20 protein-coding genes are annotated in these 21362 nt (G+C 67.3%); 12 read left to right on the plus strand and 8 right to left on the minus strand.

The features are described from left to right. Positions 1-151 precede the first annotated feature (151 nt). The 7 genes from lptF to G3545_RS06365 all read left to right on the plus strand — a co-directional run bounded on the left by lptF (position 152) and on the right by G3545_RS06365 (position 9187). A complete protein-coding gene (gene lptF / locus G3545_RS06335; protein WP_246702713.1) occupies positions 152-1318 on the plus strand; it encodes an LPS export ABC transporter permease LptF in 1167 nt (388 codons plus the stop codon). 72 nt (positions 1319-1390) lie between these two features. After that, complete coding sequence (gene lptG, locus G3545_RS06340; protein WP_170010882.1) at positions 1391-2476, plus strand: LPS export ABC transporter permease LptG; 1086 nt, start codon at positions 1391-1393, stop codon at positions 2474-2476. A 266-nt stretch (positions 2477-2742) separates the two neighbouring features. Beyond that, the gene (locus G3545_RS06345) at positions 2743-5052 is read left to right on the plus strand and encodes an LPS-assembly protein LptD (protein ID WP_246702714.1); all 2310 of its coding nucleotides are present in this window, start codon (positions 2743-2745) and stop codon (positions 5050-5052) included. Positions 5053-5287: 235 nt separating this feature from the next. Then, the gene (locus G3545_RS06350; RefSeq protein ID WP_246702715.1) at positions 5288-6304 is read left to right on the plus strand and encodes a peptidylprolyl isomerase; all 1017 of its coding nucleotides are present in this window, start codon (positions 5288-5290) and stop codon (positions 6302-6304) included. A 68-nt stretch (positions 6305-6372) separates the two neighbouring features. Further along, a complete protein-coding gene (pdxA, locus tag G3545_RS06355) occupies positions 6373-7431 on the plus strand; it encodes a 4-hydroxythreonine-4-phosphate dehydrogenase PdxA (protein ID WP_170010886.1) in 1059 nt (352 codons plus the stop codon). Then, positions 7428-8291, plus strand: a complete 864-nt coding sequence (gene rsmA / locus G3545_RS06360) for a 16S rRNA (adenine(1518)-N(6)/adenine(1519)-N(6))-dimethyltransferase RsmA (RefSeq protein ID WP_170010888.1) — start codon at positions 7428-7430, stop codon at positions 8289-8291. The genes pdxA and rsmA overlap by 4 nt, the downstream gene beginning before the upstream one ends. 71 nt (positions 8292-8362) lie before the next feature. Continuing rightward, positions 8363-9187, plus strand: a complete 825-nt coding sequence (locus G3545_RS06365; RefSeq protein ID WP_170010890.1) for an isocitrate lyase/phosphoenolpyruvate mutase family protein — start codon at positions 8363-8365, stop codon at positions 9185-9187. A 44-nt stretch (positions 9188-9231) separates the two neighbouring features. Here G3545_RS06365 and G3545_RS06370 read toward each other — a convergent pair whose 3' ends face one another. The 8 genes from G3545_RS06370 to fabD all read right to left on the minus strand — a co-directional run bounded on the left by G3545_RS06370 (position 9232) and on the right by fabD (position 17173). Beyond that, positions 9232-10191 (minus strand): transposase, encoded by a 960-nt coding sequence (locus G3545_RS06370; protein WP_170010893.1) that lies wholly within the window; start codon positions 10189-10191, stop codon positions 9232-9234. A gap of 346 nt (positions 10192-10537) precedes the next feature. Continuing rightward, positions 10538-11197 carry a guanylate kinase gene (gene gmk, locus G3545_RS06375; RefSeq protein ID WP_170010895.1) on the minus strand — a complete coding sequence of 220 codons (660 nt, stop codon included), beginning with the start codon at positions 11195-11197 and terminating at the stop codon, positions 10538-10540. Positions 11198-11202: 5 nt separating this feature from the next. Beyond that, positions 11203-12090, minus strand: a complete 888-nt coding sequence (locus tag G3545_RS06380) for a YicC/YloC family endoribonuclease (protein ID WP_170010897.1) — start codon at positions 12088-12090, stop codon at positions 11203-11205. Positions 12091-12338: 248 nt separating this feature from the next. Beyond that, positions 12339-13493, minus strand: a complete 1155-nt coding sequence (gene mltG / locus G3545_RS06385; RefSeq protein ID WP_170010899.1) for an endolytic transglycosylase MltG — start codon at positions 13491-13493, stop codon at positions 12339-12341. Between the two features lie 115 nt (positions 13494-13608). Then, complete coding sequence (fabF, locus tag G3545_RS06390; protein ID WP_170010901.1) at positions 13609-14874, minus strand: beta-ketoacyl-ACP synthase II; 1266 nt, start codon at positions 14872-14874, stop codon at positions 13609-13611. An 81-nt stretch (positions 14875-14955) separates the two neighbouring features. Further along, a complete protein-coding gene (locus tag G3545_RS06395) occupies positions 14956-15192 on the minus strand; it encodes an acyl carrier protein (protein ID WP_013165911.1) in 237 nt (78 codons plus the stop codon). A 236-nt stretch (positions 15193-15428) separates the two neighbouring features. Continuing rightward, a complete protein-coding gene (gene fabG, locus G3545_RS06400) occupies positions 15429-16166 on the minus strand; it encodes a 3-oxoacyl-[acyl-carrier-protein] reductase (protein ID WP_170010903.1) in 738 nt (245 codons plus the stop codon). A 56-nt stretch (positions 16167-16222) separates the two neighbouring features. Further along, a complete protein-coding gene (gene fabD, locus G3545_RS06405; RefSeq protein WP_170010905.1) occupies positions 16223-17173 on the minus strand; it encodes an ACP S-malonyltransferase in 951 nt (316 codons plus the stop codon). Between the two features lie 261 nt (positions 17174-17434). Here fabD and G3545_RS06410 point away from each other — a divergent pair, with 261 nt between their 5' ends. From G3545_RS06410 to G3545_RS06430, 5 genes are all read left to right on the plus strand, one after another. Next, on the plus strand, positions 17435-18730 hold the full coding sequence (locus G3545_RS06410; protein WP_170010907.1) for an SDR family oxidoreductase: 1296 nt from the start codon (positions 17435-17437) through the stop codon (positions 18728-18730). After that, positions 18727-19200 (plus strand): DUF2269 domain-containing protein, encoded by a 474-nt coding sequence (locus G3545_RS06415; protein WP_170017939.1) that lies wholly within the window; start codon positions 18727-18729, stop codon positions 19198-19200. Before G3545_RS06410 ends, G3545_RS06415 begins: the two co-directional genes overlap by 4 nt. A gap of 238 nt (positions 19201-19438) precedes the next feature. Then, complete coding sequence (rpsF, locus tag G3545_RS06420) at positions 19439-19978, plus strand: 30S ribosomal protein S6 (protein WP_170010909.1); 540 nt, start codon at positions 19439-19441, stop codon at positions 19976-19978. Then, positions 19978-20244, plus strand: coding sequence for a 30S ribosomal protein S18 (gene rpsR, locus G3545_RS06425; RefSeq protein ID WP_170010911.1), 267 nt, complete (start codon positions 19978-19980; stop codon positions 20242-20244). The genes rpsF and rpsR overlap by 1 nt, the downstream gene beginning before the upstream one ends. A gap of 140 nt (positions 20245-20384) precedes the next feature. Further along, complete coding sequence (locus G3545_RS06430; protein ID WP_170010913.1) at positions 20385-21341, plus strand: DUF2232 domain-containing protein; 957 nt, start codon at positions 20385-20387, stop codon at positions 21339-21341. Positions 21342-21362: the final 21 nt, after the last annotated feature.

Here is a 21362-nt window from a genome sequence, read left to right on the forward strand (position 1 = left end):
ACGCCGCGACGAGACCATGCAAGGCAGCACGTTCTCATATGGTTGCGCGTTTGATTTGCGAACGGCGGCGCCAGCGCCTATTCATCTCGCGCGGCGGCGGAGAGGATCAGCCAAAAGCTGAGCGACCGGAACTGACGATGGAATGCGCCGCATGATCACACGGCTCGACCGCTACGTGTTCCGGATGGCGGGCAGCGCCTTCGTCGGCACCATTGTCGTGCTCGCCGGCATGATCTGGGTGACGCAGGCCCTGCGCGAACTCGACATCATGACGACCCAGGGCCAGACCATCCTGGCCTTCATCTTCATCACCGGCCTGGCGCTGCCCGCCTTGGTGCTGGCGCTGGCGCCAGCGGCACTGTTCATCGCCGTCGCCCACACGCTGTTCAAGATGAACGGTGATTCGGAGATCGTGGTGGCGAGTTCGGCCGGTATCTCCACGGGCCGTTTCCTGCGCCCGCTGATCACGCTTGCCTTGCTGGTGGCGGTGCTGTGCGCCCTGTTGTCGCTGGAAGTGGTGCCGGCAGCGATGCGGCAGTTCCGCTACGAGATCACGCGGGTGCGCGCCGACGTCGTCGCCTTCATCGCGCAGCCCGGCAAGTTCACCACGCTCGCCAAGGGCATCGTCTTCAATGTGCGCGAGCGCAACTCCACCGGCGTGCTCGGCGGCATCTTCATCAATGACGCGAGCGACGAGAACGAGGTGAGCACCTATCTCGCCGATCGCGGCCAGATCGTCGACACCGAGAACGGTACCTTCCTGATCCTGGAGAACGGCGCCATCCACCGCCGCACCATCGGCAAGAACGAGAGCAACAGCAATGTGGTGGAGTTCCAGCGCTACGCCTTCGATCTTTCGCCCTTTGCCAATTCCAAGGACGGACCGTCGCTGCGCCCGCCCGAACTGAGCTTCGGTGCCCTGCTCAACCCCTCGCCGACCGATCCCGGCTACAAGAAGGAGCCGGGACGCTATACCGAAGAAATACACCGGCGGCTGTCGCTGCCGCTGTATGTGCTCGCCTTCTTCAGCATCGCCATCGCCGCGCTGGCCGAGCCGCGCACCACGCGCGAGGGGCGCGGCCTCGCGCTCGCCGGCACCATTCCATGGGTGGTCATGCTGCAAATAGCGAGCTTCGGACTGATCAACCAGATACGCGGGCAGCCGGGAATCGTTCCCTTCGTCTATATCGTGCCGCTGGTGGTGCTGCTCGGCAGCGCGCTGGTGCTGTCCGGCCGCTTCAAGCCGCGTGCGCCGGCGGCGGTGTCGCGCTTCTTCGACGCGATGGCGCAGCGCGTCGTGCGCGCGACGGTCAACTGAGCCGGCCATGGACAGGCGCTTGATGCGGCACGCGAACACGCACGTCCCGGGAACCCCGGTGGGAGGCCCGTCATGATCGGGCGCACCCTGGGCTTCTATTTCGGCCGGCGCTTCCTCGGCTCCGTGCTCGGCATCTTCGTCGGCTGCGTGTTCCTCATCATGCTGGTCGACTTCCTGGAGATGGCGCGCCGCGTCGGCGAACGCGACGTCGACACCACCACGCTGCTGCTGCTTATCCTCTACCGCGCCCCCTTCTTCACCGAGCAGTTGCTGCCGTTCGCGGTGCTGTTCGGCGCCATCGGCACCTTCCTCACGCTGTCGCGACGCCTTGAACTCGTGGTGGCGCGGGCCGCGGGCATCTCGGCCTGGCAGTTCATCGGCCCGGCGGCGCTGGCGGCGGTCACGCTCGGAGTGCTGTCGACCGCGGTCTACAACCCGATGTCCGCGACCTTCAAGGAACAGGCGAACCAGATCGAGGCGCAGATCTTCAACCGCCAGACCGGGCTGTTCTCCGCCTCGAACAGCGGCTTCTGGATCCGCCAGCAGAGCGTCGACGGCCAGGCCATCATCCAGGCTGCCGCCAAGGCCGATGGCGGACGCCAGCTCTCCGGCGTCACCGTGTTCGTGTTCGATCCGAAGGGCGTACTCACGGAACGCATCGAGGCGCGCAGCGCGAAGCTCGAATCCGGTGCCTGGATACTGAGCGAGGCCCGCGTGCTCACCCCGAGTATCGGGGTACAGACGTATGACCAATATGTCGTCGCCACCAACCTCACTCCGAATCAGGTTCAGGAGAGCCTGCAGAGCGAGACTGTCTCATTTTGGGATTTGCCGGGGGCTATCGATGCCGCGACCCGCGTCGGCTTCGGCGCCGACCGCTATGAGCTGCAGTATCAGAGCTTGCTCGCCCGGCCATTGCTATTGCTGGCGATGGTGCTGATCGCTGCGTCAGTCAGCCTGCGCGTCTTCCGTTTTGGCGGTATCGGTCAGACGATTCTCGGTGGCGTCGCGGCCGGCTTTCTGCTTTATGTATCAACCAAGCTCGCCGAGGATCTCGGGGAGGCAGGGGTCGTGTATCCCGTTATTGCAGCGTGGTTTCCAGCAGTCGTTGGGGCATTGATGGGGGTTCTCATCCTGCTTCACCGGGAGGACGGATGAAGGTCGGCAGCGTATACGCCGGCCAGGCTCGGCCAGGGGAAGCGAAGCGCCACGGCGCTCTCGCGGGTCGTGTCTGTTGGCCGCTCCTGACGGTGGTTTTGGGTGCGCTGGGCATAATGGGCCCGGCGAGCCAAGCCTTTGCTCAAGGTTTTGACGCCACCAAGCCGGTGTTTGGCGACACCGTCGGCAATTTCCAGCGTGGATTGGGCTCGACGAACCGGGATGCGACGACTGGCCCCAGCCCGTCGTCGGCAGCAGCGCGCGACATGATCGCCCGCCGCCAGACCGACCCGAACGCCAAGATGCTCGTGACCGCCGACGAGCTGGTCTACGACTATCGGCGCGACGAGGTCGCGGCGGTCGGCAATGTCCAGATCTATTATGACGGCGCGGTGCTCGAGGCGAAACGCGTCGTCTATGACCGCAAGAACAACCGGCTCCGCGCCGAGGGCAATGTCCGGCTGAAGGATCGCGACGGCAAGCTCATCACCGCCGAGAACCTCGACCTCGCCCAGGACTTCAGCACCGGCTTCGTCAATTCGCTGCGCATCGACACGCCGGACAACATGCATTTCGCCGCCGCCCGCGCGGAGCGCACCGGCGGCAACACCACGACGCTCACTAGCGGCGCCTACACGCCCTGCGAGCCCTGTAAGGAAAATCCGGAGAAGCCGCCGCTCTGGCAGGTCAAGGCCGCCAAGATTATCCATAACGAATCCGAGCAGACCATCTATTTCGAGGATGCGCGGCTCGAATTCATGGGCGTGCCGATCGCCTGGTTGCCCTATTTCTCGGCGCCGGATCCGACCGTGAAGCGCAAGTCCGGCTTCCTGGTACCGAAGTTCATCAACACCACCGAGATCGGCTTTGGCGTAAGCACGCCGTATTTCTGGAACATCGCCCCGAACATGGACGTGACCTTCTCCCCGCTGGTCACCTCCAAGCAGGGCCTGCTGCTTGACGGCGAATTCCGCCACCGGCTGGAGACCGGCGCGTACAGCGTACGCGCCGCCGGCATCGACCAGCTGGACAAGGACGCCTTCTACGACACCACGAACGGCATACCCGACCCGACGCCCGGCTATCGCGACCAGCGCGGCCTGGTGGAGACCCACGGCCAGTTCAACATCAACAAGCAGTGGTACTGGGGCTGGGATGGCTGGCTGCTTTCCGACCAGACCTTCCTCAGCGACTATGATCTGATCGAACACAAGTCCAAGGAAGTGGTCTCGCAGATCTTTCTCGTCGGCCAGGGCGACCGCTCCTATTTCGACGCCCGGGCGATGTATTTCACCGGCCTGACCGAATTTGATGACCAGGGCCAGCTCCCGGTCATCCATCCGGTCGTCGACTACAGCAAGGTGCTCAACGAGCCGGTCTGGGGCGGCCAGTTCAGCTATAATTTCAACCTCACCAGCCTGACCCGCGACGAAGCGGACCTGCGCGCCACCTCGCCGGAATTCGTCGTGCCCCAGCTGATCGAGGGCGCGACCAATGAGTGCGACCTCGCGCTGACACCGGATCCTGCGAAGGACTGCCTGCTGCGCGGCATTGCTGGCACCTATACGCGCCTGTCGGGCGAGGCCAACTGGAAGCGCACCATCGTCGATTCGGCCGGCCAGATGTGGACGCCGTTCCTGAACGTCCAGGTCGATGTTGCCGCCGTGGAATCGTCCCCCGACGATGCGCCCTGGCTGGTGGGTGGCGGCCAGGACGAGTCGCTGATCCGCGCCATGCCGGCGGTGGGCCTCGAATACCGCTATCCCTTCATCTCGGTGCAGAACTGGGGCACCCAGACCATCGAGCCGATCGCCCAGGTGATCGTGCGGCCGGACGAGAGCCAGATCGGGCGCTTCCCCAACGAAGATGCCCAGAGCCTGGTGTTCGACGACACCAACCTGTTCGAGATCAACAAATATTCCGGCTATGACCGGGTCGAGGGCGGCACCCGGGCCAATGTCGGCATCCAGTACACCGCGAACATTCGTGGTGCCGGCCAGATAAATGCGCTGTTCGGGCAGTCCTACCAGCTCGCCGGCCAGAACTCCTACGCCATTGACGACATGGCCAATACCGGTGCCGAGTCCGGCCTGGAGACCGACCAGTCGGACTACGTCGCCCGAGTCTATTACGCGCCGAACAAGGATCTCGCCCTCATCAGCCGCTTCCGCTTCGACAATGACGACATGTCGATGCAGCGCTTCGAGTTCGAGGGACGCACCGCGTTCGACCGCTTCACCATCAGCGCGCTCTACGGCTTCTATGAAGCGCAGCCCGACCTCGGCTTCTACGACCGGCGCGAGGGCGTCTACACCACCGGCACGATGAAGCTGACGGACAATTGGAGCCTGCTCGGCGGCCTGCGCTACAATCTCGAGGAGAGCGAGGTCGATTACAGCGTGGTCGGCATCAGCTTCATCAACGACTGCTTCGGCCTCAGCTTCAGCTACCAGTCCGACTACACCGAGAGCGGCAATCGCGAGCGGGTCGACACCTTCCTGCTCAAGATCAGCCTGCGCACGCTCGGCGAAGGCGGCTTCTCAACCAAGATCGGCTCGACGCTCGACTCCGAATGAGCCGGGCCGGCAAGAACCACCGATGGGGGCGCGCCGGGGCGGCCTGGGCATGATCCGCAAAAGTTGAACGACTTTTGCGATCGAATCATACTCGGTCTTGGCGGCACATCCGGGGTATAGAGGCTCCGACGTCGCATTGGCGCCACAAGCACTCCGCAGAAGCTAGCCGGCAGGCTGGGCGAGCGAGCGAGGGGCACGGCGCCGCCTGCGGCCGGGTTCGAGGAAGACGCACACCATGCGCAAGATCGGCACGCTCATAGTCGGCACGGCTGTCGCCGGCATCCCCATCACCGATATCCGCAGCGTGCGCGGGGCGCGCATCACCTTAAGGACGTTCCGTCTCGGCGCCGCGGCCATCCTCGGGCTGGCGATGCTGGCGCTGGCAGGCGGCGCCCCGGCCTCGGCCCAGCAGATACTGGTCATGGTTCAGGGTCGGCCCATCACCAATTTCGACGTCGCCCAGCGCATCAAGCTGATGCAGCTCACCGAACGCCAGACGCTGACCCAGAAGCAGGCGCTCGACCAGCTGATCGACGACCGTCTCAAGATCTTCACCGCCCAGCGCTTCGGCGTGGAGATGCAGGCGGGCGACATCGACAAGATGTTCGCCAGCATCGCGAGCCGCAGCGGGCGCACCGCGGCCCAGTTCTCCGAGGCACTGGCGGCGCAGGGCCTCAGCGACCGCATCATGAAGAGCAAGCTGAATGCCGACTATGTGTGGGGCAGCTATGTGCGTGGCCGCTTCTCCTCGGCCACCTCGGTACGCGATTCCGACGTATTCGCCGCGCTGAACGCCAAGGGCGCCGACACCACCCAGGCGCAGCGCGCCACCGAGTACACCATCCGCCAGATCGTGCTGGTGGTCGGGCGCACCGCCCCACCGCAGGCGCGGGCGCAGCGCCTGGCCGAAGCCAACGCGCTACGGGCCAAATTCAATGATTGCGACGCCGGCGTCGCCGAGGCGCGCGCGATGCGCGAGGTGGTGGTGCGCGATCCGGTCATCCGTACCTCGCCCGACGTCGCCGCGCCGCTGCGCAAGATCCTCGACGACACCCCCATCGGCCGCACCACGCCGCCGGAGGTGACCCGTGCGGGCATCGAGATGGTGGCGATCTGCAACAAGCGCGAAGTGGTCGGCGACAGCGTGCAGAAGAAGGAAGTGCAGAGCGAGCTGCAGACCAAGCAGTTCGAGCAGCAATCCGCCCGCCTGCTGGAGGAAGCCCGCAAGGGTGCGCTGATCGAATACCGCTGACACCCGACGCCGCCTGCCGCCTCGACGGTGCTCGATCGCCCTGGTCTGGATCGAGTGGACCCAGATTCATGAACGTGATCGATACCAACACACTGAAGCCGGATACCGCCGGACAGCGGCTTCGCACCTCCCGACAGCAGGCCCTCGTGCTCTCGCTTGGCGAGCCCGCGGGCATAGGGCCCGATATCACGCTCGCCGCCTGGCTGCGCCGCGAAGCCGACCATATCCCGCCTTTCATCGTCGTCGGCGATCCTTCTTGCCTGGAGCGGCGCGCCGCTATGCTCGGCCTTGACGTGCCGCTCGCCACCGCGATTCGGGCCGATGCCGCCTCGAAATTCGGAGATGCCCTCCCCGTGCTGCCGGCCGGCCCCGAAGCCACCGCCGCGCCGGGCCGGCCGGACGGCAGCAGCGCCGCGGCGGCGCGCATCGCCATCGAGACCGCCGCAGGCCTGGTGCAGAGCGGAGAGGCCGCCGCGCTCGTCACCAATCCGATCGCCAAATCCGTGCTCTATGAGGCGGGCTTCCGCTTTCCCGGCCACACCGAATTCCTCGCCCACCTTGCCGGCGAGCCGCCGTTGCGCCCGGTGATGCTGCTGTGGTCGGAGGAACTCGCAGTGGTACCGGCAACCATCCACGTGCCGCTCGCCGAAGTGCCGCGGCTCCTGACCCGGGAGTTGCTGGTCGAGACCGGCCGCATCGTCGCGCGCGACTATGAGCGCCGCTTCGGCCTCGCCCGTCCGCGCCTCGTGGTCTGCGGGCTCAATCCGCACGCCGGCGAGGACGGCACCATCGGTCGCGAGGATGAAGAGGTGGTGCGCCCGGCGGTCGAGGCGCTGCGGGCGGAGGGCATCGATGTGCGAGGACCGCTGCCGGCCGACACGCTGTTCCATGCGGCGGCGCGGAAGACCTATGACGTCGCCATCGGCGCCTATCACGACCAGGTGCTGGCGCCGATCAAGGCGCTCGCCTTCGACCGCGCGGTGAATGTCACGCTCGGCCTGCCCTTCGTGCGCACCTCGCCCGACCACGGCACCGCGTTCGACATTGCCGGCACCGGCCGCGCCGACCCTTCAAGCCTGATCGCCGCCCTCAAGCTGGCGCGGCGGCTGGCGGATGCAGGGCGATGAGCGCGCTCGATGATCTGCCACCGCTGCGTGAGGTGATCCGTGAGCACGGGCTCTCGGCGCTGAAGTCGCTCGGCCAGAACTTCCTGCTCGATCTCAATTTGACGGCGCGCATTGCCCGCGCCAGCGGCGAACTCAAGGACGCTACCGTAATCGAGGTCGGCCCGGGACCGGGGGGGCTGACCCGCGCTCTGCTGGCGCTCGGCGCCACTGTGATCGCGATCGAGCGCGACGCCCGCTGCATCGCCGCGCTCCATGAAGTGGCGGCGCACTATCCCGGACGCCTCACTGTGGTTGAGGGCGATGCGCTCGCCGTCGACATGGCGGCGCTCGCCGACGGTCGGCCGGCGCGGGTGGTCGCCAACCTGCCCTATAATATCGCGACGCCGCTGCTGATCGGCTGGCTCTCCACCGAGCCTTGGCCGCCCTGGTATGACAGCCTGACGCTGATGTTCCAGCGCGAGGTGGCCGAGCGCATCGTCGCTGCGCCCGGCTCGGAGCATTATGGCCGGCTCGGCGTGCTGACCGGCTGGCGCGCGAGCGCCCGGATCGCCTTCGATGTCGCACCCTCGGCCTTCGTGCCGCCGCCCAAGGTAACGTCGTCCGTGGTGCACATTGTGCCGCGTCCCGCGCCCCTGCCCTGCGAGCGGCGCGCGCTGGAGCGCATCACCGAGGCGGCGTTCGGCCAGCGCCGCAAGATGCTGCGGCAGAGCCTGAAGAGCCTGGGCGTCGAGGCCGGCGCGCTGCTGGAGGCCGCCAGCGTCGAGCCGACCGCGCGGGCCGAGGAGATCCCGGTCGAGGGTTTCGTGGCGCTGGCCAATGCCTGGGTGACGATGCGGGGCGCGCAAAAGGCCCACGCATAGGCGCTTGTTCTTTCTTTGTTCAGGCCACCGTGGCAGAGTTGCCCATAGGTGAGTTAGCGAGGGGGAACGTGATGAACGACAAGGCGACGGCCTTTCGCCAACTGCATGATGAACCCGGCACCTTCATCATCCCCAATCCGTGGGACATAGGAACCGCGCGCATCCTCGCCGCACTGGGATTTCCCGCGCTCGCGACCACCAGCGCCGGCATGGCGTTCTCGCTCGGCGGCGCCGAGGGCGCGACGCCACGAGAGGATGTGCTCAGCCATTGCCGGGCGATCGTCGGAGCGACGCCGCTTCCGGTCTCGGCGGATCTCGAAAAAGGCTTCGGCGACAGCCCGGAGAGCGCGGCCGAGACGATCCGGGCCGCGGCCGATATTGGTCTTGCCGGCTGTTCGCTGGAAGACCACACCGGCGACCGGGATGATCCGATCTTCGATTTCACCTTGGCGGTCGAGCGCATCGCCGCCGCGGTCGAGGCCCGGCGCGCGCTGCCGCATGATTTCGTGCTGACGGCACGCTGCGAGAACTTCCTGTGGGGTCGTCCCGATCTCGATGACACCATTCGGCGTCTGCAGGCCTTCGAGCGCGCCGGGGCCGACGTACTCTATGCGCCGGGCCTGCACGATCTCGGCACGATCCGCACCGTCTGTGAAGCGGTGACGCGGCCGGTGAACGTCGTGATGGGCATGCCGGGCGCGAGCTTCGGCGTGGCGGAACTGGCAGCCGCCGGCGTGAAGCGCATCAGCGTCGGCTCGGCGCTGGCGCGGCTCGCCTTTGGTGCGTTCGTCGAGGCCGCGCGGGAAATGCGCTCGACGGGCACCTTCCGGTTCTCCGAGCGCGCGATGGGTTTTGCCGAGCTGCAGGGATTCTTCACGGGTGCGACGAAGGCGTAGGGATCGCAAGGACAAATTCACTCGCTCCCCCAATCGTCATCAAGTCAGTTTGGCTGAGGGATTTGAGCGTCTCGCAGGGTAGCGTTGGCGATGACGACGAGCTTTCGCGCGACAGCGGCGATGGCGAGGCGCTTTGGTTTTCCAGCGGCGGTGAGGCGCTGGTAGACGGCGCTCAAGGCTGGGTGGGCGCGTGCAGCGGAGAGCGCCGCCATGAAGAGCACGGGGCGCAGGGCTGCGCGGCCGCCGGTCATTCTTCGGTATTTTCGGGCGGATCCGGAATCTCTGGGATGGGGAGCGAGGCCGGCGAGGCTGGCGGCCTGTTTGGGGCCGAGCCGGCCGAGTTCGGGCAGCAGGGCGATGAGGGTGCGGGCGGCGACCGGGCCGATGCCCGGGATGGCGCGCAGGATCTGCTCGTGGCGCGCCAGGTCGGGGTCGGCGTCGAGTTGCTCGGCCATGAGGCGGTCGATCTCGGCGATCTGGCTGGTGAGGAAGTGGATCTGCCGATCCAGCAATTGATGGAGCGGTTCGGCGCCTGGAGCGCCGCGCCGGTTCTTGGCCTGGGTGCGCTGGGCCAGCAGATCCTGACGATGGCGCAGCCGTGCGGCGAAGGCTTCGCGTTCGCGGCTGGGCACTTGCCAGGGCGTCAGGGTGGCGGCGCGTTCGCGGCCGTACCGGCTCAACCAGGCGGCGTCGATCCGGTCGGTCTTGGCGCGTCCGCCATGGGAGGCGATGAAGGCCTTCGCCTGGGCGGCGTCCACGCGGGCGGCCGGCAAGCCCACCGCGGCCGCCGTCTCGAGCAGCGCGCGCTCGTAGCCGCCAGTGGTCTCGCAAATCAGCCAGTCATAGCCGGCGTAGGGCGCCAGCGCCGCGCCCAGGCTCTCGGGGGTGTTGGCCGCGCTCCAGCTGCGGCCGGTTTGGTCGTCATGGAAGACGATGCTGCCCTTGGCGACATCGGCGCCCAGGATGCGCAGGCCGGCATTGGCCGGCGGGATGGGTTGAGGCATGATCTCGCTCGGCTTCGGATTGTCTGCGGGCGCGCTCGCGCGGCCCAGTCAAGTCAACAAGCACACGAAGCCGGCCCGCCGCCGGACCTTGATGACGACGGGCGTATCGCCCGATCCCAGAACGGCCGCAGCGGCGGGCGCAGATCCGGGGCTGGCCGGCCCCGGATCTGCTTCCGGCCAACACCACAATGCATCATCTCCAACAGACAATCCCGGACGGTAGGCCGATCCGGGATCGTAGGTAGGTGCTGTGCGGGACTTCACGCGATCCCCGCTCTACGGCTTCGCCTTCGGCCGGGATGACGGCATTGGTGCGAGCCGGGAATGACGGCCTGGGCTGTGAAGATCAATCCGTCAGCCGCGCCAGTTCTTCGTCCAGTCGCTCGATTACCGGTGCGAGGCCGGGTTGGCGGGCGCGGCGCAGGCGCTCGGCGAGCAATATGTTGCTCAGATTGACGAAGGTGCTGTTGAGGTCCTCGTTCACCAGCACATAGTCGTAATCGGTCCAGTGCGCGATCTCCGTGCGGGCGTTCTTCAGCCGCTTTTCGATCACGCCGGAAGCATCCTCGGCACGGCGCTCCAGCCGGGTCTTCAGCTCGCCCGCCGAAGGCGGCAGCACGAAGACGCCGACAATGTCCTCGCGCATCTTCTCATAGAGCTGTTCGGCGCCCTGATAATCGATGTCGAACAGCACGTCGCGGCCGGCCTTCAGCGCCGCTTCCACCGGTTCGCGCGGCGTGCCGTAGAAATTGCCGTGCACCTCCGCCCACTCCAGCAGGTCGCCGGCATCGCGCAGCCGCTCGAATTGTTGCCGGGTGAGGAAGACGTAGTGCACGCCTTCGACCTCGCTCGGCCGGCGGCCGCGCGTGGTCACCGAAACCGAGAGATAGATATCGGGATTCCGCTCCAGCAGCAGGCGCGCCAGCGTCGACTTCCCCGCCCCGGAGGGCGAGGAGAGGATCAGCATCAGGCCGCGGCGGGCAATGACGGGCGCTTCCTTGGCCATGGGCGTCACTCGATGTTCTGGACCTGCTCGCGGAACTGCTCGACCACGCTCTTCAGCTCCAGCCCGATGGCGGTGAGCGAGACGTCGTTGGCTTTCGAGCACAGCGTATTGGTCTCGCGGTTGAACTCCTGCGCCAGGAAATCCAGCCGGCGACCGACCGGCGTGCCTTCGCTCAGCATGGCGCGAGCGGCGGCGATATGGGTGACCAGGCGATCCAGCTCCTCGCGCACGTCCACCTTGGAGGCGATCATGATCGCCTCCTGGTGCAGGCGGTCGGGGTCGAAATTGCTATTGGCGTCGAGCAGCACCCGGACCTGCTCGGCAAGCTTGGCGCGGATCGCCTCGGGACGGCGAGCCGGATTGGCCTCGGCGGCCTGGGTCAGCCGCTCGATGGCGTCAAGCCGCTCGCTCAGCACCGCATTGAGCGAAGCGCCCTCGGCATTGCGCATCACGATGAGCGCGTCGAGCGCCGCCTCGAAGCCGACCAGCAGGCCCTGCTCGATCTGCCGGCGCTCCGCCTCGCTCTCCTCGGGCTCGGCAACCTCGATGACGCCCTTCAGCCCCAGCAGGCTGTCGAGCGCCGGCGCCGGGGCACCGGCGGCCGCAGCGGCACGGCCAACTGCGGCATAGACCGACTGCAGCAGGTCCTCATTGACCCGAACACTCACCGAGGCATCGGTACGCGCCATGGTCAGGTTGGCCGAGACATTGCCGCGGGCGAGCCGGCGGGACGCGCTCTGGCGCAGCGGGGCCTCGATGGCCTCCCAGCCGACCGGCAGGCGCAGGCGCAGGTCGAGCCCCTTGCCGTTGACGGATTTGAGCTCCCACGCCCAGTTCCACGGGCCGGCGGTGCCGTGGGTCCGGGCGAAGCCGGTCATGCTCGCAAGCGCCATCTTATCCCCCTGCCCACACGGAACGGCGAGCCGGCGGGACCATAGCGACCGACCGTACCGGCCTCAAGCTGTTGATTGGTCTTCATAGAGCCGCGACGCGACGCAGGTCATCGGCTTCAGCATCCTTCGAGGCTCGCTACGCTCGCACCTCAGGATGAGGTGGTTCTTTGTTTCGCGATGAACCTCATCCTGAGGTGCCCGGCAAAGCCGGGCCTCGAAGGATGCTCACGCGGAGCGACGCCCGTTGCTCAATTCACTGCGGACGGCTTCGGCGCCGGGGTGGCGGCGCCGGAGGTGGCGGGCGCGACCACGGAAGGTGTGGCGCCGGTATTGCCTCCAGTACCCGCGGGGATCTGGGCCGGATCGGCCTTCTGGTCCTTCTCGATCTGGCGCCAGCGCGCGACGTTCTTGTTGTGGCCGTCGAGCGTGTCGGCGAAGGCGTGGCCGCCGGTCCCGTCGGCGACGAAAAAGAGATCCTTGGTCTGCGCCGGATTGGCGGTGGCGACCAGCGAAGCCTTGCCCGGATTGCCGATCGGGCCCGGCGGCAGGCCCTCGATCGCATAGGTGTTGAACGGCGTCGGCGTAGTGATGTCGGTGCGGGTGATCGGCCGGTCGAGCCGGCCCTTGCCGCGCACGATGCCGTAGATGATGGTCGGATCCGACTGCAGCTTCATCTTCTTGTTCAGCCGGTTGATGAACACTGCGGCGACCCGGGCGCGCTCGTCCGACTGCGCCGTCTCCTTCTCCACGATGGAAGCGAGGGTGACGAGTTCATCCGGCGATTTCAGCGGCAGGTCCGGGCTGCGACCGGCCCACACTTCCTTCAGCAGCTTCTGCTGCTCGCGGGCCATGCGGCGAAGCACGTCGTCGCGCGTGGTGCCACGCGTCACCTTGTAGGTGTCGGGCAGCAGCGTGCCTTCGCGCGGGGTCTGGCGCACCGTGCCGGTGAGCACGTCGACATCGGCGAGACGCTGCACGATCTGGTCGGAGGTCATGCCCTCGGGCACCGAGATGGTATATTCGACCACCTTCCCGGAGACGATGGTGGCAAGCACGTCTCGCGACGAGGCGCCCTTGCGGAATGCGTACTCACCGGCCTTGAGCTTGCCCGAGGCCTTGGTGCCGAGCGCGGCGCCGACGAAAACCCATTTGTCGTTGATGACGCCGTTGGTGACCAGGAGGTCGGCAATGTCCATCAGCCCGGTCGATTCGGGAATGATGACGCTTTCGTCCTGCGCCAACGGACCGGGCGCCTCATAGCGGATGCGGCCGATCCAGAAGGCGCCGCCGCCAATGATGACGAGCACCAGCAGCAGCGTGAAGAACAGATTGCCCGCGATGACGAACGGGTGGCGGGCCCAACGCGAGGGCGGCCGGGACGGCTTGGGAGCTTGGTCGGTCATGGGCCCTCGCGTAGCGATTCGCGGGCGGCGCGACGCGAACGCAGCCTAACCTCAAATATGGCGAAAGCGGGAAGCCTGCCGCAGCGGCAAAGCTCCCGCCCTCACCCAAGCACGGTCAGTTGGTGTAGCGACGGACGACAAGAGAAGCGTTGGTGCCGCCGAAACCGAAGGAATTCGACAACGCGTAATCCACAGTCTTCTCGCGTGCCGTGTGCGGCACGAGGTCCATGGGGGTATCGACGGAGGGGTTGTCGAGATTGATGGTCGGCGGCACGACCTGGTCGCGAATCGCCAGCAGCGAGAAAATCGCCTCCACCGCGCCGGCGGCGCCGAGCAGATGGCCGATCGCCGACTTGGTCGAGGACATCGAGACCTTGGCCCCGGCATTGCCGACCAGGCGCTGCACCGCGCCGAGCTCGATCTCGTCGCCGAGCGGCGTCGAGGTGCCGTGGGCATTGATATAGTCGAGCTCCGAGGCCGAGATTCCGGCCCGCTTCAGCGCCATCGACATGCAGCGGAAGGCGCCGTCGCCATCCATGGCGGGGGCGGTGATGTGATAGGCGTCGCCGGAGAGGCCGTAGCCGACGATCTCGCCATAGATCTTGGCGCCGCGATTGAGTGCGTGCTCGAGTTCCTCGACGACGACGACACCGGCGCCCTCGCCCATGACGAAACCGTCCCGGTCCTTGTCATAAGGGCGCGAGGCCTTGGACGGCGTGTCGTTGAAGCCGGTGGAGAGCGCGCGGCAGGCGGCGAAGCCGGCCATGCCGATGCGGCTGATCGGCGATTCGGTGCCGCCGGCCACCATGACGTCGGCGTCGCCCAGCATGACCATGCGAGCAGCATCGCCGATGGCATGCGCGCCGGTCGAGCAGGCGGTGACGACCGCGTGATTCGGCCCCTTGAGGCCGTGGGTGATGGAGACATAGCCGCCGGCGAGATTGATCAGCCGACCGGGAATGAAGAACGGCGAGACCCGGCGCGGCCCGCGCTCCTTCAGGAGCAGCGAGGTCTCGGCAATGCCGGAGAGACCGCCAATGCCGGAGCCGATGAGCACGCCGGAGGCGCACTGGTCCTCATGGGATTCGGGGTGCCAGCCGGCGTCATCGAGCGCCTGCGTCGCCGCCGCCATCGCATAGATGATGAAGTCGTCGACCTTGCGCTGCTCCTTCGGCTCCATCCACTGATCGGGATTGAAGGAACCGTTCGAGCCGTCGCCGCGCGGCACCTGGCAGGCGATCCGGCAAGGCAGATCGTCGACCTCGAAGTTCTCGATGCGGCGGGCGCCGCTTTCACCGGCGAGGATGCGACCCCAGGTGGTGTCCACGCCGCAGCCGAGCGGCGTCACCATTCCGAGACCGGTGACGACGACGCGCCTCATGCGTTATCTCCGGGGCACTCAAATATCATGGGCAGGGAGGCCGCGGAGGAAGGTCCGCCGCGGCCATGCCGGGGAACGACCTCAGGCCGCGTTCTTCTCAAGGAACTTGATGGCGTCGCCGACAGTGAGGATGGTCTCGGCAGCGTCGTCGGGGATCTCACAGTTGAAAGCTTCCTCGAAAGCCATCACCAGCTCGACCGTGTCGAGGCTGTCCGCGCCGAGATCGTCGATGAAGCTGGCATTCTCGGTGACCTTCTCCGGCTCGACACCGAGGTGCTCGGCCACAATCTTCTTCACGCGCTCGGCAATATCGCTCATCGGTTCACCCCTGTCCGTATCCGGAGGTTTGCTACGTTGTTTCAATGTACGCCACCACGCCGTAAGCACGGTGGGCGGCCCGTTTTCCTGCCCCGATTACAGGACTTGCCGGACTTGTCCGCCGTGCGGTGGCGGTGTCCGGACCCTGTGAGCCGAGGCGGCTGTTAGCACACTTCATCCGGCAAAACCAGCGCCCGCCAGCGGCGCCGAACCAGCCGGAATCACTCGATTCTACGTCAGATCATGGCCATCCCGCCATTGACGTGCAGCGTCTGGCCGGTGACGTAGCTCGCCTCCTGCGAAGCAAGGTAGACTGCCGCGGCGGCAATGTCCTGCGGCGCACCGAGCCGGGCGGCCGGAACCGCGGCCAGGATCGCTTCCTTCTGCTTGTCGTTCAGCACGTCGGTCATCGGCGTCGCGATGAAGCCGGGGGCGATGCAGTTCACGGTGACGCCGCGCGCCGCGACTTCCTTGGCGAGCGCCTTGGACATGCCGATCATGCCGGCCTTGGCCGCGGCATAATTGCCCTGCCCGGCATTGCCGGTGACGCCGACCACCGAGGTGATGCCGATGATGCGGCCGGTGCGCCGGCGCATCATGGACTTCGCCGCCGCCCGCGTCAGGCGGAAGCCGGCGGTCAGGTTGATGGCGATGACGGTGTCCCAGTCCTCGTCGCGCAGGCGGATGAACAGCCCGTCGCGGGTGACGCCGGCATTGTTGACGAGGATGTCGAGCGGGCCGAACGCCGCCTCGGCCTGCGGCACCAGCGCCTCGACTTCTTCCGTCGAGGAGAGATCGCACGGCAGCACATGGACGCGCTCGCCGAGTTCACCGGCGAGTTGCTCCAGCACCTCGCGACGGGTGCCGGAGACCGCGACGGTCGCGCCCTGGGCATGGAAGGCGCGGGCGATGGAGCCGCCAATGCCGCCGGTGGCGCCGGTGACGAGCGCGGTCTTGCCGGTCAGATCGAACATGAGGTTCCCCCAGGATTCAGGTGCCAGAGTCGGACGCCGAAGTGCAGACGTGGAGTTCAGGCGGGTTGGCGGGCGCTCGCGAGGGCGGCGACGTCCGCCGGCTCGGCGACGTTCACGCTCGCCACCTCGCGGGCGATGCGCTTGGCGAGGCCGGCGAGCACCTTGCCGGTGCCGACCTCGACGAGGCGATCGACGCCCTGCCCGGCCATATAGACGACCGACTCGCGCCAGCGCACGGTGCCGGTAACCTGCTTCACCAGCAGCGCGCGGATCTCGTCCGGCTGGGTCACCGGCGCGGCGGTGACGTTTGCCACCACCGGCACCACCGGGGCCTTGAGCGACACACCGGCCAGCGCCGCGCGCATCGCCTCGGCGGCGGAAGCGATCAGGCGGCAATGGAAGGGCGCTGAGACGGTGAGCGGAATGGCGCGCATCGCGCCTTCGCGCTTGGCGATCTCGCAGGCGCGGGCGACCGCGGCGGCATCGCCGGAGACCACGACCTGTCCGGGCGCATTGTCATTGGCGATGTCGCAGACCTCGCCCTGCGCCGCCTCGGCAGCGACCGCGACCACCTTGTCGAAGTCGAGCCCGAGGATCGCTGCCATGGCGCCGGCGCCGACCGGCACCGCCGACTGCATGGCGATGCCGCGCAGGCGCAAGAGGCGCGCGGCATCGGCGATGGTCAGGCTGCCGGCGGCGGCGAGCGCGGAATATTCGCCGAGCGAATGGCCGGCGACGAAGCCGGCGTCGCGGGAGAGGTCGAGCCCGGCTTCGGCTTCCAGCGCGCGAATGGCGGCGAGCGAGTGTGCCATCAGCGCCGGCTGGGTGTTGGCGGTCAGAGTCAGCGTCTCGATCGGCCCATCCCACATGATGGAGGACAGCTTCTGACCGAGCGCCTCGTCCACTTCCTCGAACACCGCGCGGGCGGCGGGATAGGCCTCAGCGAGCGATTTGCCCATGCCGACGGCCTGGCTGCCCTGTCCGGGGAAGATGAAGGCGGTGCTCATGAAGCGATGTTTCCGAACTATTAAGGAATTGGGGCGGGGAGGAACACCGGCAGGGCCGGCCTGTCAAGCGCAGGGTGGTTTTGGCAAGCCGCTCGCAAACACGTCCCCCTTACGCTAATGCATGTTGTGCGTCATTTGCGGACTTTTGTGTCTCGGACGCGCTCCAGCATATTGAATCCAGAGCATTATCCTGCCGACCGGACGATTATGTCCGAGCGGATGGGGCTTTAGGGCTCCGCGGCGCCGGAGCGAGACAGACAGATGCGCATCCTTGTCCTCGGCGCTTATGGGCTGATCGGCTCGCATGTCGCGGCGCACCTTCATGCGGCCGGGTACGAGGTGGTGGGTGCCGGCCGGGACATCGACGCGGCAGTGCGCCGTATGCCGCATCTGCGCTGGGTCGCGGCTGATCTGGCGAAGTTGCGGCAGCCGGAGGACTGGCACCGGCACCTTGCCGGCATCCACGCGGTAGTGAACTGCGCCGGCGCGCTCCAGGCGAGCCCGCGGGACGATATCGCCGCGGTGCATGTGGACGGCCCGCTGGCGCTCTATCGCGCCTGTGCCGGCTTGGGCATCCGCCGAGTGGTCCATGTCTCGGCGGCCTCGGTTGCGGCCGGGCGGCCTACCGCCTTCAACACCACCAAGCAGCGAATGGAAGAGCTGTTGAAGCCGCTCGACCTCGACTGGGTGATACTGCGGCCTGGGCTGGTGCTGGCGCCCGCGGCCTATGGCGGCACCGCGCTGCTGCGCGGGCTGGCGGGGTTCCCCTGGTTCATTCCCACCGTGCATCCGGAGCGCATCGCGCAGGTCATCAGCGTGCATGATGTCACGGAGGCAATTTTGCGCGCGCTGTCGCCGCCCTCCCCGGCGCGGATTTCTGTCGACCTGCTCCATGAGGCGCCGACCCGGCTGGCCGAGATCGTCACCGCGCTGCGCGGCTGGCTCGGCTTTCCACCGGCGAAGGTGATTGCCATCCCAACCCGGCTCGCCGGCCTCGCTGCCAAGGCGGGCGACGCGCTCGCCGTGCTCGGCTGGCGCCCGCCGATCCGCAGCACCACGCTCGCCCAGCTCGGCATGGGCGTCACCGGCGATGGGGCGGCGTGCGAGCGCGCGTTCGGCTTCCGGCCGGCCTCACTCTCGCAGATGCTGGCGCAATCGCCGTCAAGCGTGCAGGAGCGCTGGTTCGCGCGGCTCTATTTCATCAAGCCGCTGGCGCTGCTGGCGCTCGTGCTGTTCTGGCTGCTGTCCGGACTGATCGGGCTCGCCACCGTCCCGGCTGCCGCCGCGGTGCTGGAGCGCGCCGGCTGGCCGGCAATCCTCGCCATCGGCGCGGTGGTGGCGGGCTCGCTCGTCGATATCGCGCTCGGCGCCCTCGCCGCCTTCCGCCGCACCGCGCCGACGGCACTGAAGGGCATGATCGCGGTGTCAGTGCTCTATCTGCTCGGTGGCACGCTGGCGCGGCCGGACCTGTGGGCGGATCCGCTCGGCCCGCTGCTCAAGGTGGTTCCTGGGATGGTACTGGCGCTCGCCGCCCTCGCGGTCATGGATGAGCGCTGATGGAACTCTATCTCGCGCTGAAGACGCTGCATGTGATCGGCGCCACCATGCTGCTCGGCACCGGCGCCGGCATCGCCTTCTTCATGCTGATGGCGCACCGTACCGGCGATGCGCGGATCATCGCCCATGTCGCCGGTATCGTCGTCATCGCCGACACCATATTCACCGCGTCGGCGGTGATCCTCCAGCCGATCACAGGAGCGGCCCTGGCGAACATCGCCGGCTGGCCACTCTTCGAAGGCTGGATAGGCCTCAGCTTGCTGCTCTATGTGGTCACTGGCCTGTTCTGGCTGCCGGTGGTGTGGATGCAATGGCGCATGCGCAACCTCGCCCGCGCCGCTGCCGCGGCGAGGAAGGATCTGCCGGCGGAGTATCATTGGCTGTTCCGGCTCTGGTTCGCGTGCGGCTTCCCGGCCTTCGCCGCGGTGATCGGCATCGTCTGGCTGATGGTGGCGAAGCCGAACTTGTAGGCCACGCACCTTGCTTTTGCCGGCTTTTGCCGTATAAGCGCGCCCACTGTCAGTCCCGGCCGGGGGCTGAACGGACGGTCGTGCTTATTCGCACGACAGGCTCCCTGACAAAAGCCGCCGTCCCGTGTCCCCGCCTTCGAGATGGTTTCGAGCCTTTCCACGAGGCTCGAAGGGCTCGCCGCCGGGATGACGGCCGCATCCGATGACGGATGCCGGATACCATGGAAAGGCTAGGAACATGGCTCTTTACGAGCACGTCTTCCTTGCGCGCCAGGACGTCACGGCGCAGCAGGTCGAAGAGATGACCACCCGCTACAAGGGTGTGATCGAGGCCAATGGCGGCACGGTCAGCAAGACTGAATACTGGGGCGTGAAGACGCTCACCTACCGCATCCGCAAGAATCGCAAGGCGCATTTCTCGCTGCTCAACATCGACGCCCCGGCTCCGGCCGTCGCCGAGATGGAGCGCCAGATGCGTATCGACGAAGACGTCCTGCGCGTCCTGACCATCCGGGTCGAGGAACTCGAGGAAGGCCAGTCGGTCATGCTGCAGAAGCGCGACCGTGACGATCGCGGCGATCGCGGCTTCGGTGATCGCGGCTTCGGCGGCGACCGCGGCTTCGGCGGCGGCGGTGGCCGTGGCTTCGGCGGTGGTGATCGCGGCTTCGGCGGCGGTGGTGGCGGCGGTGGACGCAGCTTCGGCGGCGACCGTGACGATCGTCCGCCGCGTCGTGACCGTGAAGAGGCGGCTCCGGCCAGCAGCGGGGAGAGTGAGTGATGGCTTTCAGTGGTACCAGCGGCGCTCCCGCTTCCAGCGGCGCTCGCCGCCCCTTCTTCCGCCGTCGCAAGACCTGCCCGTTCTCCGGCGCCAATGCGCCGAAGATCGACTACAAGGACGTGCGCCTGCTGCAGCGCTACATCTCCGAGCGCGGCAAGATCGTGCCGAGCCGCATCACGGCGGTCTCCGCCAAGAAGCAGCGCGAGCTGGCCGCCGCGATCAAGCGCGCGCGCTTCCTCGGCCTGCTGCCCTTCGTGATCCGCTGAGCCGGACCTGACTTCCGTCCCCGGCCGGGTGCCGGGGACGCCAGACAGATAACGACAGGTCTTCGGGAATGGTCCCGCGGGCCTTGGCTGGGGCGGACATGATCCGCCTCTAACCGCTCGAAAGCGGGACAGCTGGTCGAATGATACAGACGCTCCTCATAGCGCTGGGTGCCGGCGCGGCATCCGCCCTCCTCGTCGCCACGGTTGCGACGGGTAGCGCGCTGTCTGTGCCGCTGTTCTATCTCGCCCCCCTGCCCGTGCTCATTGTCGGCCTCGGCTGGTCGCAAATGTCCGCGCTGATCGCCGCCTCGGCAGCGGCGGTGGGCCTCGGAGTGCTGTTCGGCGTGGAGTTGCTGGTCGCCTATGTGGCCGGCGTCGGCCTCCCGGCCTATGCGCTCGCCTATCTCACGCTGATGGCGCGGCCCAATCCGACCTCGGGCGAACTCGAATGGTTCCCGGTCGGGCGCCTGGTGCTCGCAGCTGCCATTCTCGGCTCGCTCGCCGTCGCAGCCCTGATCCCGCTGGTCGCCGGCGATGTCGAGGCCTATCAGGCGGCGCTGAAATCGCTGATGACCAGCATGCTGCAGGAGCGCGCCGGCGAATTGCCGCCCGACGCCGACCGGCTCACCGACTTCCTGGTGCTGGTGATGCCGCCGGCCGCGGCGGTGCTGACCATGGTGACCCAGCTCGGCAATCTCTGGCTCGCCGGGCGGGTCGCCCGCACCTCGGGCCGGCTGATGCGGCCCTGGCCGGATCTCGCCTCCCTTACCTTGCCGCGCGGCGCCATCGTGCTGTTCGGCGCCGCCATCGGCATTGCCGCGCTGATGAGCGGCTTTGTCGGCCTGATCGCCGAGACGCTGTCGGCGACACTGATCATGGCCTTCGCCTTCGCCGGGCTCGCGGTGGTGCATGCCACCACCCGCGGCGCGGCCGGGCGCACGCTCGTCATTGCCACCGTATGGCTCGCCGCTTTGGTGCTCGGCTGGCCGTTCGCGGTGCTGGCGATGCTGGGTGTCGCCGACCTCTTCCTCGATCTGCGGGCGCGGATGCGCAACCGCCGGCCGCCCGGCAGCCCGCCGGCCGCCAACGACCTTTGAATTGAATTCCTAGAGACGATC

The sequence above is a fragment of the Starkeya sp. ORNL1 genome, from assembly GCF_012971745.1.
Classification (GTDB): Bacteria; Pseudomonadota; Alphaproteobacteria; order Rhizobiales; family Xanthobacteraceae; genus Ancylobacter.

What these genes read in the sequence shown, in the direction of transcription:
- fabG (WP_170010903.1), bottom strand. Translation starts at nt 16,166, where the DNA reads ATGTTCGATCTGACCGGCAAGACCGCGCTCGTCACCGGCGCCACCGGC.
- rpsF (WP_170010909.1), top strand. Translation starts at nt 19,439, where the DNA reads ATGGCTCTTTACGAGCACGTCTTCCTTGCGCGCCAGGACGTCACGGCG.
- fabF (WP_170010901.1), bottom strand. Translation starts at nt 14,874, where the DNA reads ATGAGGCGCGTCGTCGTCACCGGTCTCGGAATGGTGACGCCGCTCGGC.
- gmk (WP_170010895.1), bottom strand. Translation starts at nt 11,197, where the DNA reads ATGGCCAAGGAAGCGCCCGTCATTGCCCGCCGCGGCCTGATGCTGATC.
- G3545_RS06345 (WP_246702714.1), top strand. Translation starts at nt 2,743, where the DNA reads ATGATCGCCCGCCGCCAGACCGACCCGAACGCCAAGATGCTCGTGACC.
- G3545_RS06380 (WP_170010897.1), bottom strand. Translation starts at nt 12,090, where the DNA reads ATGGCGCTTGCGAGCATGACCGGCTTCGCCCGGACCCACGGCACCGCC.
- G3545_RS06350 (WP_246702715.1), top strand. Translation starts at nt 5,288, where the DNA reads ATGCGCAAGATCGGCACGCTCATAGTCGGCACGGCTGTCGCCGGCATC.
- lptG (WP_170010882.1), top strand. Translation starts at nt 1,391, where the DNA reads ATGATCGGGCGCACCCTGGGCTTCTATTTCGGCCGGCGCTTCCTCGGC.
- G3545_RS06395 (WP_013165911.1), bottom strand. Translation starts at nt 15,192, where the DNA reads ATGAGCGATATTGCCGAGCGCGTGAAGAAGATTGTGGCCGAGCACCTC.
- pdxA (WP_170010886.1), top strand. Translation starts at nt 6,373, where the DNA reads ATGAACGTGATCGATACCAACACACTGAAGCCGGATACCGCCGGACAG.
- rsmA (WP_170010888.1), top strand. Translation starts at nt 7,428, where the DNA reads ATGAGCGCGCTCGATGATCTGCCACCGCTGCGTGAGGTGATCCGTGAG.
- rpsR (WP_170010911.1), top strand. Translation starts at nt 19,978, where the DNA reads ATGGCTTTCAGTGGTACCAGCGGCGCTCCCGCTTCCAGCGGCGCTCGC.
- G3545_RS06430 (WP_170010913.1), top strand. Translation starts at nt 20,385, where the DNA reads ATGATACAGACGCTCCTCATAGCGCTGGGTGCCGGCGCGGCATCCGCC.
- lptF (WP_246702713.1), top strand. Translation starts at nt 152, where the DNA reads ATGATCACACGGCTCGACCGCTACGTGTTCCGGATGGCGGGCAGCGCC.
- G3545_RS06365 (WP_170010890.1), top strand. Translation starts at nt 8,363, where the DNA reads ATGAACGACAAGGCGACGGCCTTTCGCCAACTGCATGATGAACCCGGC.
- G3545_RS06370 (WP_170010893.1), bottom strand. Translation starts at nt 10,191, where the DNA reads ATGCCTCAACCCATCCCGCCGGCCAATGCCGGCCTGCGCATCCTGGGC.
- G3545_RS06410 (WP_170010907.1), top strand. Translation starts at nt 17,435, where the DNA reads ATGCGCATCCTTGTCCTCGGCGCTTATGGGCTGATCGGCTCGCATGTC.
- fabD (WP_170010905.1), bottom strand. Translation starts at nt 17,173, where the DNA reads ATGAGCACCGCCTTCATCTTCCCCGGACAGGGCAGCCAGGCCGTCGGC.
- mltG (WP_170010899.1), bottom strand. Translation starts at nt 13,493, where the DNA reads ATGACCGACCAAGCTCCCAAGCCGTCCCGGCCGCCCTCGCGTTGGGCC.